The sequence below is a fragment of the Alteromonas sp. 5NW40-0090 genome (assembly GCF_057552975.1).
In genome coordinates this window covers 40,988-53,327 of record NZ_BAAJLT010000017.1, presented here as the reverse complement: position 1 = coordinate 53,327, position 12,340 = coordinate 40,988, and the positions used below count along the sequence as shown (strand labels likewise).

The 12,340-nt window shown below is 43.9% G+C and carries 15 protein-coding genes and 1 other annotated feature; of the genes, 9 read left to right on the top strand and 6 right to left on the bottom strand.

Annotated features, from left to right (window positions below):
- Window position 1: 1 nt before the first annotated feature.
- The gene (gene hisG, locus AC27KT_RS18980) at window positions 2-904 is read right to left on the bottom strand and encodes an ATP phosphoribosyltransferase (protein ID WP_487132548.1); all 903 of its coding nucleotides are present in this window, start codon (window positions 902-904) and stop codon (window positions 2-4) included.
- A gap of 50 nt (window positions 905-954) precedes the next feature.
- Window positions 955-1,072 (bottom strand) — a sequence feature (His leader region).
- Between the two features lie 230 nt (window positions 1,073-1,302).
- Between hisG and AC27KT_RS18975 the strand changes: the two genes are divergently transcribed.
- The gene (locus tag AC27KT_RS18975) at window positions 1,303-1,542 is read left to right on the top strand and encodes a hypothetical protein (RefSeq protein ID WP_487132546.1); all 240 of its coding nucleotides are present in this window, start codon (window positions 1,303-1,305) and stop codon (window positions 1,540-1,542) included.
- 14 nt (window positions 1,543-1,556) lie between these two features.
- Here the strand turns inward: AC27KT_RS18975 and AC27KT_RS18970 are convergent, their stop codons facing one another.
- Window positions 1,557-2,330: a ParA family protein gene (locus tag AC27KT_RS18970; protein WP_487132544.1), complete on the bottom strand. Its 774-nt coding sequence runs from the start codon at window positions 2,328-2,330 to the stop codon at window positions 1,557-1,559.
- 244 nt (window positions 2,331-2,574) lie between these two features.
- Between AC27KT_RS18970 and AC27KT_RS18965 the strand changes: the two genes are divergently transcribed.
- Genes AC27KT_RS18965 through AC27KT_RS18950 form a run of 4 tightly spaced genes read left to right on the top strand, consistent with a single transcriptional unit; the run spans window position 2,575 to window position 4,635 of the window.
- Window positions 2,575-2,886: a TonB-dependent receptor plug domain-containing protein gene (locus tag AC27KT_RS18965; protein ID WP_487132542.1), complete on the top strand. Its 312-nt coding sequence runs from the start codon at window positions 2,575-2,577 to the stop codon at window positions 2,884-2,886.
- On the top strand, window positions 2,867-3,358 hold the full coding sequence (locus AC27KT_RS18960) for a TonB-dependent receptor plug domain-containing protein (RefSeq protein ID WP_487132540.1): 492 nt from the start codon (window positions 2,867-2,869) through the stop codon (window positions 3,356-3,358). Before AC27KT_RS18965 ends, AC27KT_RS18960 begins: the two co-directional genes overlap by 20 nt.
- Entirely contained in the window at window positions 3,337-3,570 is a 234-nt protein-coding gene (locus AC27KT_RS18955; RefSeq protein ID WP_487132597.1) for a hypothetical protein, read from the top strand. The genes AC27KT_RS18960 and AC27KT_RS18955 overlap by 22 nt, the downstream gene beginning before the upstream one ends.
- A 15-nt stretch (window positions 3,571-3,585) precedes the next feature.
- Window positions 3,586-4,635, top strand: a complete 1,050-nt coding sequence (locus AC27KT_RS18950) for an MBL fold metallo-hydrolase (RefSeq protein ID WP_487132538.1) — start codon at window positions 3,586-3,588, stop codon at window positions 4,633-4,635.
- A 72-nt stretch (window positions 4,636-4,707) separates the two neighbouring features.
- Here the strand turns inward: AC27KT_RS18950 and AC27KT_RS18945 are convergent, their stop codons facing one another.
- From AC27KT_RS18945 to AC27KT_RS18930, 4 genes are all read right to left on the bottom strand, one after another.
- Window positions 4,708-5,697 carry a hypothetical protein gene (locus tag AC27KT_RS18945; protein ID WP_487132537.1) on the bottom strand — a complete coding sequence of 330 codons (990 nt, stop codon included), beginning with the start codon at window positions 5,695-5,697 and terminating at the stop codon, window positions 4,708-4,710.
- Between the two features lie 308 nt (window positions 5,698-6,005).
- A complete protein-coding gene (locus tag AC27KT_RS18940) occupies window positions 6,006-6,578 on the bottom strand; it encodes a lipid-binding SYLF domain-containing protein (RefSeq protein ID WP_487132535.1) in 573 nt (190 codons plus the stop codon).
- Between the two features lie 221 nt (window positions 6,579-6,799).
- On the bottom strand, window positions 6,800-7,045 hold the full coding sequence (locus tag AC27KT_RS18935) for a DUF6482 family protein (protein WP_487132533.1): 246 nt from the start codon (window positions 7,043-7,045) through the stop codon (window positions 6,800-6,802).
- 173 nt (window positions 7,046-7,218) lie between these two features.
- On the bottom strand, window positions 7,219-7,701 hold the full coding sequence (locus AC27KT_RS18930) for a DUF2244 domain-containing protein (protein ID WP_487132531.1): 483 nt from the start codon (window positions 7,699-7,701) through the stop codon (window positions 7,219-7,221).
- A 151-nt stretch (window positions 7,702-7,852) separates the two neighbouring features.
- Between AC27KT_RS18930 and AC27KT_RS18925 the strand changes: the two genes are divergently transcribed.
- The 4 genes from AC27KT_RS18925 to AC27KT_RS18910 all read left to right on the top strand — a co-directional run bounded on the left by AC27KT_RS18925 (window position 7,853) and on the right by AC27KT_RS18910 (window position 12,340).
- Window positions 7,853-8,761 (top strand): sulfite exporter TauE/SafE family protein, encoded by a 909-nt coding sequence (locus tag AC27KT_RS18925; RefSeq protein WP_487132529.1) that lies wholly within the window; start codon window positions 7,853-7,855, stop codon window positions 8,759-8,761.
- 137 nt (window positions 8,762-8,898) lie between these two features.
- Window positions 8,899-10,203 carry an alpha-amylase family glycosyl hydrolase gene (locus AC27KT_RS18920; RefSeq protein ID WP_487132527.1) on the top strand — a complete coding sequence of 435 codons (1,305 nt, stop codon included), beginning with the start codon at window positions 8,899-8,901 and terminating at the stop codon, window positions 10,201-10,203.
- A gap of 85 nt (window positions 10,204-10,288) precedes the next feature.
- Window positions 10,289-10,507 carry a hypothetical protein gene (locus tag AC27KT_RS18915; RefSeq protein WP_283627616.1) on the top strand — a complete coding sequence of 73 codons (219 nt, stop codon included), beginning with the start codon at window positions 10,289-10,291 and terminating at the stop codon, window positions 10,505-10,507.
- Window positions 10,508-10,849: 342 nt separating this feature from the next.
- Entirely contained in the window at window positions 10,850-12,340 is a 1,491-nt protein-coding gene (locus AC27KT_RS18910; RefSeq protein WP_487132524.1) for a SulP family inorganic anion transporter, read from the top strand.

The following is a 12,340-nucleotide window of genomic DNA, read 5'->3' as shown; positions in this document are numbered from 1 at the left end:
TTTAGCCCATCATTTTTTCGATTGGCATTACAAGAATAGAGCTACAACCAAGGGCTTTAAGTTTCTCCATGGTTTCCCAGAACAAGGTCTCTGTAGAAACAACGTGGATAGCAACTTGTTCTTCATTTCCAGCAAGTGGTAGAACCGTAGGATTTTCAGCACCTGGAAGTAGGCTTTTCACCTGCTCTAAATACGCTTTTGGTGCATGTAGCATGATGTACTTGCTTTCTTTTGCTAGTAACACGCCATCAACACGCGGCATAAGTCGGTTAACCAGTGTTTCTTTCTCGTCGCTAAGCTCGCCATCAGCGCGCTTAATAAGTACCGCTTTACTGCGGAAAATAACGTCTTTTTCAACAAGACCGTTAGCTTCAAGGGTTGCACCGGTAGATACAAGGTCACAGATAGCGTCAGCTACACCTGCTCGTGGGGCCACTTCCACAGAACCTTGTAGCATTACGGCTTTGGCGTTAATGCCTTGGTCTTTGAAATAACGCTCGAGAAGGTAAGGGTAGGTGGTCGCCACTTTTTTGCCTTCTAGAGATTTAATGCCGTCATATTTCATTTCGTTAGGGACAGCGATTGATAAGCGACAGCCGCCGTAGTCTAGACGACGTAATACTTCATACTCAAAGGGCTTGCCTGCTGCCTTGCGCTCAAGCATTTTTTCTTCAAGCTCATTTTCGCCAATAAAACCAAGGTCGCAAACCCCGTCCATCACAAGACCTGGAATGTCGTCGTCACGTACGCGAAGTAAATCAATTGGCTGGTTCGTTGAATGCGCAATCAGCAGGCGATCACGAATGTTCAGTTTTATGCCGATTGCTTTTAGAAGTGCGATGCTGTCATCACTTAAGCGACCTGATTTCTGTACGGCAATTCGAAGTCTGTTGCTGTTACTCATTGAAACGTTCCTTACACGTTGTGTTTTAACTTTTGATTGCGCCTAAAACGAAAAACCCCCGGAAGTTTCCTTCCGAGGGTCGAGAATTTTTCTATCTGCGCCGTTGGAAGGAAATATAGACCTTCCAGCACGAACCTGAAAGGTTATGCTTTGTGGTGATGGTGATGTTTCGCCGCGCAGTTAATCATTTTGGTGAATCTAATTCCTAATTTCGAACGGCTGAAACATTAGCGGTTTGAGCCTCGATTTGCAAGGCAAAAGTGAACTCTTTTCCTACATTAACTCTAAATTAATATACATATAATAAAACTATTCGTTATGAATTAGTTGTGAACCATAATTTTAAGCACCATTCGGCCGATAAATTATATAAACATATACACATGTAAGGAGGGCGTATGAGCAACGATTTACTGTTTCCCATTTTGCCTCGCAATACGAAAGTGCCGGTTGAACCCGATGAGCGGGTGAAAAAAGTGCAGAAAACGAACAAGTCTGAGCACCTTGGTGAGGAAGAACGCGATAATTTCCAAGACATAAAGCGAACCGAGGTAATAGACGCGTCAGCTGAGAACTCGAAAGACAAAGATAGAGGCAAAAAGAGCGGCGGGCTTAAGCACATCGATATTGATGTTTAGATGCCTTTTGGGCACTAGGTTTTATTTGTAAAAAGCTCTTCAAATAACCCTTCGATTTGTCTTGTGACCTTGTGCTTTGTTAAGTAGAAGGGCAGCGGCTCTCGTTTGGAATGAGACTCTTTCACCTTCACCGTAGCACCTATGTAGCTTTCTAGCACTGGTAAACCTTTCTGCTTGAGCGATTGTACCAGTTCTGAAGGCAGTTTAGCCTGACTATTAAATTGATTGACTACAATGCCCAATAGCATAAGTTCTGGGTTATGGTCCTCTTTAAGTTCAGCTGCATTGTCGAGTAAGTGCTCGATAGCTTGTGCGGAAAAGTCATCACAATCAAAAGGAACACAAAAGCCATCTGCTGCAATAAGTGCCGCTTTAGAATAGAAGTTGAAATTAGGCGGCGTGTCGATAAATATGTGTTCGAATTTACCCTTCAACTCTTTAAGTGCGTCTTTGAGCTTAAAAATTTTGTATCGAGACTCGAGCTCCCGCTCTACGTCAGCCAAGGCTGGTGAGGACGGCATCACGTAAAGGTTTTCAAAAGGGGTTGGATGAACAAACTCAATAGGTTTTTTAGCCGTTCTGAATATCCCCACCACTTGCTTAAACATATCAGCAACAGAAAGGCTTTTTTCGTTGGCGTTAAACCCCGCGTAGTAACTACTGTTACCTTGCGCATCTAGGTCTACCAATAACGTTTTGTGACCTAACTTTGCGCTCTGTGCGGCTAAATTGGTACTAATCGTTGATTTACCCACCCCACCTTTTTGATTAAAAACCACAGTAATCATACGAAATCCCTATGCAAAAACGTGCTTTAACGCAGTCTGAATATCTTGTTTGATTAAAATATGCCCAAATACGACTGCTAATGTAAAGCGTGTTTTCATCTTAATCATATGCATTGAAGCAAATTGCATCGACAATAGTATAAAAAACGAAATCACACCTTACATTAAAATGATAATGATTATCATTGGTGGATTATTCTATTTTAATCGATTAAGTATGCGTTTTTCACCCACTTGACTGACAATGTCGTTGTGTTCTATTTTTTCTTCTAATCTGTTTGCCCAATCCATGGAGCAAACTACGGAACAAAACCAAGTAGAGAGCATCACTGTTACAGCCTCTGGCTTTGAGCAACTTTTGTCTCAAGCTCCCGCGTCTGTGAGCGTCATCGATAGAAAACAACTGGCGCAGCGAGCTTACAAAGATATCACAGACGCACTTCGAGACGTGCCGGGGGTTACTGTAACGGGTGGTGGATACCGACAAGACATCAGCGTTCGAGGCCTACCTGCACAATATACATCTATACTTGTTGATGAAAAAACAAACAGGTAGAGAATCCCAGCCAAATGGCAGCGGCGGGTATGAACAAGATTGGTTGCCGCCATTGGATAGTATAGAGCGTATTGAAATTGTTCGCGGGCCAATGTCCACCTTGTATGGTTCAGACGCAATGGGTGGGGTAATCAATAACATTACTCGAAAAAACTTCAGAAAATGGAGTGGTAACCTTCGCGCAGAAACAAAAATTCAAGAAAATTCAGACAGTGGCTCAGATAGTCAAGTTCAGCTGGCATTTTCTGGGCCGTTAATCGAGAATTTGTTGAGCATTACAGCCAGCGACCCTTATCAAAAGCGAGAAGAGGACGATATTGAACGAGGCTACGCAGAAAAAGAGCTGAGCAACATTCGTACAGGGTTTCACTTAACACCAAATACCACAGATACACTACCTTCGAGTACATCTTCCAAGATCAGACACGCACATCTACGCCCGGTAAGTCGTTGCCAGAAAGAAATTCTTTAACAGAGACTGAAAGCGAGAGACATTCTTATGCGCTGACTCACGAGGGGAAGTATGACGATGTGACGGATCGAAGTTACATTCAGCAAGAGTCGGTTGAAAATGTAGGGCGAGATATCACCATTAATAATCTGGTCTTCAATTCTCAATGGTCTTGGGCTGCCAGCGATAGCCACATGCCTACGAATGCGATACGAAGAGTTTGGGTACGTTGAAGACGGAAGAAGATTGTGGCTAGGGTTAAATTGGACGTTCTGAAAATAGCGGTTATTACATGGGCTGTTTTTGTGTGCGCTAGTTGCACTGCTAACTCTTCGCTAACCGCTCAGGATTACGCCCGAAAGGGCCTAGAGAGCGCTACGCATTTTCCTGGTTTGGCAAGCCTCCGTGATATTAGTGCTCCACCTAGAGATGTGTTCAAATTCGATGGAAAGCGACGAGAAAGGCCTAAGCGTGCCGAGAATGCAGGCAAGCCCGATCGCAAAGGCAAGGGGCGGCGCCAAATACCACCCCAGCAGGTCTTTGATAACCTCTATTACGTGGGGGCAGGCAACGTTGCAAGTTGGGCAATCGATACGGGTGAAAGCATTGTTCTAGTGGATGCGTTGAGTAATGACGACCAAGCTCAACAGTACATAATTGATGGCCTCTTTGCGCTCGGATTGGGCAACAAGTCCATATCTCACCTTATTATTTCCCATGGCCATGGCGATCACTATGGTGGGTTTGAACTTATCAAGTCAACAAATAATCCTCGCATAGTCATGAGTAGTGTAGAGTGGGATTACCTCGAAAACGATAAATTCGCCAGTTATCGTTGGGGTAAAAAGCCAAGCCGAGATGTGGCGGTAGACGATAGTGAAAAATTGAACGTTAACGGTACTGAACTATCGCTTTATGTTACGCCGGGTCATACACCAGGTACCTTAACTGTCATTGTTCCCGTAGTTGACGGAAACGAAAAACATCGGGCAGTGTTGTGGGGCGGTACTGGGCTCAACTATGGTCCTAATGTCTCGCGCATTCAGTCTTATACCGACTCTGCCATTACGATGAAACGATTAGTAAAAGAACAAAATGTTGATGTTTTTTTATCGAACCATCCTGGGCGTGCTGGAACAAGAGAAAAGCTCGAAGCCTTAAGTAACCGGCAGAGTAATGAAAAACATGCCTTTGTTCAAGGTCAAGATGTAGTTGTTGAAGCATTTGAACTGCTTGAAAACTGCACGCGCGCACAGTGGATGAGAATTGAGGAAAAGCAACACGAGCAACGTAAATAGCTCGCTCATATCAAGGCAAGAGGAAGACGCTTTATGGTTGCCTCAGTCCTCTTGCCAGCTCGTTACTTGATGTTATTTGCAAAAAGTACGGTGATTGTTAAACCTTCTCACGCTCAGTAAACCTACTGCAAAAATAAAAATCGCAAACGTAGAGGGGGCACTTACTTCGGTTGAAGATGAGGTGGTAGCAAACGAACTTGCTAATATGATTTCTCCGTTAACAATGGGGTTGTTGGTCAAATTAAGTACAGGTCCGTTTAACGCCCCGCCAGTGTGGAAAAGTGCATCGTAGAGTGCGTTTAGCGAGAAGTTATCAAATGATATTCGAACCGCGTTTCGAGATTCAGTACATAACGTGTTTGAGCACGACTTCTCAACTTCATTAACGAATATCCCCAAGCCAAAGTCAGCAATATTCAAACCAGCAAATAGCGACTGATTTTCAAGTGCAGTAGCCGTAACGCTGTTTCCCCACAGGCTCACCTCTACATCTACGATATCTGACGAACCTGCCGTAGCCAGGTTCACCGTCGGCTCAGGTGATGTATTCCCATCAACTTTTGACACAGTGGAGAGTACATCGGCACTAAGCGTTAAAAAGCCACTTATTCCAAGTAAGTCTGAAAATAAGTCGAGATTAAGGTCGTTAATGGTTCCGCGGCCAGAAGTGAAAAAGCTTGCTGGAATGAAACTCGTTAAAGAAGACTGAGATTCGCCTTCAATAATTGCCGTAGATAGCGCGCCATCAAACTCTGTAATGTCAATCGGGTTGCCCAACGTACCCGAAGCATTTGCGCTTGCGCCAATAATAGTGTCAATCTGTGAATAATTTTCAGGAGCACTACCGCTGGTATGAGCTAAGTTGATAGTTGAGTTAGCAACAGCGGTGACAAGATCACCTACATTGCTGGTAATGGATAGGTCGACATGGACAGCATTCCCATAACTGCTGCCTATTATCGCTGCGTTGGACGAAAAACTGATTGCTGCTGAAGCGAACATTGCGCCCGTTAATAGTGTTCTTGCTATTGCTCTTATCGCTTTGTTGTTGTGTGGTTGCATAATGAAAACCCCATTTATGGCTTAGCGTACTGCTAAGCGAGCTTTTTACAGACAAAGCGTAGTCACGGAAATCCAGTTTAGTTATGGGGGGATACCCCTAACTATATACTTTCGACTACAGGGCTTCGGTAAGAGAAGATATGTTAGCGGCAAGACACGGCTTATTGTTGCGATCTCGATAATTAATAGATTTAGCGGGTAAGCAGGCATTTTTTGGAGAAAAATTAAAAAGGCCTCTTGCATTCAAGAGACCTTCGGTGATTAAGAAAACGTTTTGCTGCTCTAAATATAAAGTAGGGAGGACAGAATTAATTTAGTTCTTTATCTACCCAAAACTTGGTGCCCTTTACCGTGGCTTGTAGCGTCAGACCACTTTCAGTCATGGTGTAAACCGTTACATTACCAAGATAACCTTCGCCTTCTGCAGATGCGCCTTTATTGCCTGCTTTCGCTGCTACATCTGCGTTACCACCAAGGGTCCAACCGTTTTCAATGAAATGATTCATCGCTTTTTGAGTATGGAAGACCATAACAATGCGATAGTCTTTAGCGCCTAAGCCAAGGCCAACGCCGCCTTCGGCCATATTCATATATGTTTTCGCGCCAGTAACGTTATTGTTTACCACACCGTAGCCGGTGCCAGCGGCCACAAAAAATACGTTAATGTTGGCATTAGTGAATACGGCGTAGCCTGCTGCGTCTCTTATCTGAGAGCGAGTATCTGGCTTCTCGGTGTATAGGCGAGCCAGCGCATTTTCTTGCATATCTAAAATAGCTTGTTGCTTTTCAGCAACAGTTCCATCTCCCATAGAAGCACACGCTGTTAAAGCCAAAACAGCTGCCATAAATGCGGACTTAATCGCTAACTTACTAACTTTCATGCAATTCTCCTTAGCATGTCGGTATTTTATCACTTGCGTTAACAGACAGTTTCCACCACTAGTAATTCAATAAAATACCGTGTTTATTTAAACCACATGAGTGGTACGCAAAAAGCGTGCTAAGTGATGCACGCGTATATAAAATAGTAAGGTGCTTGTGATCAATCGTTAGCTTCGTGCTATTACCCGTAGCCCTAGTCGGACTCGCTGTCAGTCAGCATTTACCACTCTATTTCAAGCTCTAGCGCACCGGGGTGATCAGTTTGACCTACCATCTCTTCGTAGGGCGTGCTTTGACGAAGCCAAACGTGCTCAAAGGCTTGAGAGTCGAAGTGCTCTCTAATTTCATTTAAGCAATGGAACGTTTTTGGTTGTGACTTTTTATCTCGAACTAAAGTGCGCGATGCACCCATTCCTGTAGCTGCAAGGTAGTTACCACCTTCTAATGACTCAATGTATAAATTCATAATGTAGCCCTCGTTAGGTCGCAGCTAACGTTGGCTGCGTCTTATAGTTAATTAGTCGAAAACGCCCACAACGATCATTAATTTTGTGTCATGAAGGCTCTCACTCCTAGTCATCAGTATCTAGAAATAAGGGGACAGAAAATTTTGTCCGAAGCAAATTAAAACAAATCGCTTTACCACCATTTGTTGGTGCACACCATGATCCCTGCACGATGAAAGCTATCGCGTACTTGCTCCTTATCCTGTGAATTCAGGAATGCGCCTAATTCAACCTGCTGTAGGGGGGTCTGTAAAATTAACCGTGAAGTGCATTTAAAGCTTAGGTCTTTTTGGTAAAGTAGCGACGTATCTAGTCTGGGAAAGCTTAAAGCGGCGCCGTCGGAACACGCTATATGGACATTATCAACAGAAATTGAAATGGTTTCCCATCGGTAGGTGGCTTTAGACACCAAGTACATAATTAGTGCTAACAGACCGACCTCTATTCCAGCAAAAGGGAGGATGACCCACGCTCCCACCATTGACCAAGCAATGGCAATCGAGCTAATGAAAACGGCAAAAGCTGTAATAAGATATTTAGTTTGCTGCCATGTTGCTGAGCGGTTTGGCGAAAGATGCAGTTGCACCTGGTGCTCAAATGTAGATACTTCAACCATGTTTTTGAATATGCTGTATGTGATATCTGTGTAAGTGAAAACTTATACGTAATGGGATAACAATAGTTTTAAAATTGTACAGGTGCTAGTTAGCAGTGTGCCTTAAGAAGTCATGCCGCGTGAGTTACCGAATTTTTCCTTAAGGATGTATGTGATTTCTCTCATCAAGCAAAACGCTGGTAAAGCAGCGTTGATAGTACTTTTAATTTTTTGGGTTAGCAGTTTACTAGCACAACCTGCACCCATTGAGCTTGTTAAAGAATTCGGACTTTTCAGCGTTCTTGGCGTTATCGGTGCTGTATTTGCAAACGCCACTGGAGCAGGCGGAGGTGTGGTGTTTGTACCATTTTTCAATTACCTGTCGTTTTCATCGCAAAGTGTAGTGGCAACTAGTTTTGCTATTCAATGCTGCGGCATGACCGCTGGAGCATTAACTTGGGCGGCTTATTACAAAAAACAGCACAAACACGACGACTACTGGAGAGCGTTGCCGAGCGCACTCATGCTAACCGCTCCTTCATCTATTTGTGGTATGGGGTTCGCGCAATATTCGCCGCAAAGCCAGTTGTTACTCGCACAATTATGGGGCGGAGCCAACAACCTACACATTGTCTTTGGCGGGTTTTCTATTTTATTAGCCATTGCTATTTTTGCGTCTGTTCCATTAATGAAGCGCACTCATTTTGATAAGGATTTACAAACAAAGGATTTAGTATTTTTACCTTTCATTGGTTTTGTGGGCGGCGTTATCACAGCTTGGCTCTCAGTGGGAGTGGGTGAGTTAGTGGCGGTTTATCTAATTATTCGTGGCTTTAATGTCACTATGTCTATCGCTGTAGCCGTTATTCTATCCGCTTTCACCGTGTGGTCTGCGGTGCCATACCATGCTTTTATTAGTGAATCTGTGGTGTGGCAGGTTGTTTTGTTTGCTGGCGCGGGAGCAATCATCGGTGGAATGATTGCCAAATATGTAGTTTTGGCATTTTCCGTTCAGCGTCTAAAACTTTTTTTCGGTATGTGGGTACTAATTTTAGGAGTCACAAGTTTACCTATTCTTTAAGTCATGAGCTTGCGACAGTTAGCAGCCCAGCTTGCTGCGACTTAAAGCCTAAAAGTAACATAACATAACGTAGTGCATGGTAACGCTCACTATTCAGGTTCTTTTTCTAAATGCCAATCTCGATAAGGAAAGATAATATGGATATCAATCCTGTTCCCCAGAAACGCTATAACGTACTTCAGCCTAAATGGTCGTCTCATGCGGTTATTTATCAGGTCAACACCCGACAATTTTCAGAAGAAGGAACTTTTGAAGGAGTAAGGAAGGGCCTTGCACATATTAAATCCCTCGGCGCGGATATTATTTGGCTTATGCCGATACATCCTATTGGTGAAAAAAACAGAAAAGGCCAGCTTGGCAGCCCCTATGCCGTTAAAGACTACTTGGCCATTAATCCAGAATTTGGCAGCGAAGAGGATTTCAAAGCGCTGGTGGAAGAAGCGCATAGGCTTTCGCTAAAAGTCATCATAGACTGGGTGCCAAATCACAGCGCGTGGGACAATCCGTTGGTTGAACAACACCCCGAGTGGTACGCCAAAGACTACAAAGGCGATTTTCGTCCATCTCCGTGGTGGGATTGGAGCGATATTATTGAATTCGATTATGAGCAAATTGGCCTTCGCAAATACATGATTAATGCATTGTGTTACTGGGTTGAAAAGTTCGATATCGATGGGTTTCGCTGTGATGTAGCAGGCTATGTGCCTAACGACTTCTGGAGTCAAGCTGTTGAAACATTAAACGCAATCAGGCCTGTCTTCATGTTGGCTGAGTGGGAGAATCGCGACCTTCACGAAAATGCGTTCAATATGACTTACGCGTGGAGCTGGAATGAAACATTGCATGAACTCGCTCATGGAAAGTGTTCACTGGATAGGCTGCGCAAGTATTATTCGTGGAACGAACGCAGCTGGCCTCATTCCGCTTATAGAATGACCTTTGTGAGTAATCATGACAAAAATGCTTGGGATGGCACTCAGCGCGAACAATTTGGTGATGCGCTTGAAGCCAGCATTGCTTTATCGGTAATAGGTGAAGGCATGCCGCTCATTCACAACGGCCAAGAAGCTGGGGAAACCAAGCGTTTAGCGTTTTTTGAGCGCGACCCTATACACTGGCAAGAACATGAAATAGGCAACTTGTATCGCAAGCTAATTGCTCTCAAAAAGTCCAAAGCCGTGCTAGGGAACGGAGAATACGGGGCAAGAATGATTCAGGTGCCAAACTCTAAGATGGATAAGGTTTTTAGTTTTGTGCGTTGTAGTGAAAATGAAAAAGTGTTCGTTGTGATTAATTTCTCAAATGAGCAGCTTGATGTAACGTTTGAAGAACCATTGTTTGAAGGTGAGTATGCGCACTGGGAGCGCGACGAAAAGAAAATATTCGGAGATGATTCAGTGTGTAAACTCAAGCCTTGGCAGTTTGAGATATGGATTGCTTAACCGTGTGATCGTTAAATGTCATCTCTAACTACTAATGGTAAAGAGCTTCGATACATTTTTATTAAGTGAAAATTAAGGATGAACTATGACTGCGAATGATTCAGCTGAAAAAACAGAAGACCGCTCGTTAAATAATCATGCAGCGCTTAAAACTTCTATTGCCAATGGTGATGTTGAAGAGGTAAAAGCGCGACTTGAAGGGCATACTTTGAATAAGCTAGAAAAAGGTTATCTTATCGACCTCGCACGCTTGAGTGGCAACAGTGAAATCGAGGAAGTGATTAAGTCCACACCCGAAAGTTAGATGCTAAAGAGCCTAGTGTGATGACCAAGGAATACTAAGGGTGCAATTACAACGCGACGCTGTCATGTCCACAATTCTTAATGACAATCAAATAAGCAATACAGGAAGCGGAGTTGCTGTAGCTTCATTGGGAGCAATGGAATGGATAATGACACACAAGTAATGTATGATCCCTGAATCAGAAATCACATGGAGTCAAATTTGACACTTACGCCGCCCTAGGCTTTCCCTCTAAATATCTTCCGCTCAGTTTAATGAGCAACTTATCGCATCCCTTGCGAGCTATATTCATAAGTAATTTTTCTATCCTCTTTCAGAGGAAAACAGTTTAGGTAACTTTGCATGATCGAACACGTAAAGAGAGATTGGTTCTCTAATATTCGTGGTGATGTGCTTGCGGGTATTGTGGTGGCTTTAGCCCTCATTCCCGAAGCCATTGCCTTTTCTATTATTGCAGGTGTTGACCCCAAAGTGGGCCTGTACGCATCGTTTTGCATCGCCGTTATCATTGCATTTTTTGGCGGAAGACCGGGTATGATTTCCGCTGCCACAGGCGCTATGGCGTTATTAATGGTGACATTAGTAAAAGAGCATGGTCTCGAATACCTGCTAGCCGCAACCTTGCTTACAGGCATGTTGCAGATTGTAGCTGGCTTTCTGCGATTAGGTGAGTTGATGCGGTTTGTTTCACGGTCAGTCGTCACGGGATTTGTAAATGCCTTAGCTATTTTGATATTTATGGCACAACTGCCAGAACTGACCAACGTGACTTACCATGTGTACGTCATGACCGCCGCAGGTCTTGGCATTATATATCTGTTTCCCTATTTTCCTTTGATTGGCAAAGCAATACCCTCGCCATTAGTCTGTATTGTCACACTGACTATTGTTGCTATTGCCACAGAGTTGGACATACGCACAGTAGGTGATATGGGAGAGCTACCAGACACATTACCGATACTTTTGTGGCCGGATGTTCCTATAAATTTTGAAACGCTAGCGATAGTATTCCCCTATGCCGCAGGCCTGGCTGTTGTGGGTTTGCTGGAATCAATGATGACAGCGACTATTGTTGATGATTTGACTGATACGTCCAGTGATAGAAATAAGGAATGCAAGGGGCAGGGAATTGCTAATATTGGTGCAGGCTTGTTCGGTGGCATGGCGGGTTGCGCCATGATTGGACAGTCAATTATCAACGTAAAATCTGGTGGACGTGGCAGACTGTCTAGCTTTGTCGCAGGAACATTTTTACTGTTTATGGTGCTCGTGTTGGATGAGTGGCTTCGACAAATTCCGATGGCTGCCCTAGTTGCCGTAATGATTATGGTAGCAATTGGCACTTTCTCTTGGGCATCGGTAAAAGATTTAGGCAAGCACCCGCTCTCATCCAATATTGTGATGATTAGCACGGTCATAGTTGTTGTAGCGACACATAATCTTGCCATCGGCGTACTAATCGGTGTTCTGCTTGCCACCCTGTTCTTCGCAAACAAAATCGGACGGTTTATGGCTGTGAAGTCCTATCATTCCGAGCCTGAAAAGACACGTACCTATGAAGTTGTAGGGCAGGTATTTTTTGCTTCATCTGAGCAATTCATGGCATCTTTTGATTTCAAAGAAGCTGTAAGTAAAGTTGTGATCGATCTTACTCACGCACACTTCTGGGATATAACCGCCGTAAATACATTGGATAGGGTCGTTATTAAATTTCGTCGTGAAGGTGCTACAGTGTCGGTTGTTGGGATGAATGAAGCAACAGAAACTGTCGTCGATAAGTTTGGTGTACACAATGACCCGGCAGAAGTTGAAAAGCTAATGGGGGGGCACTAG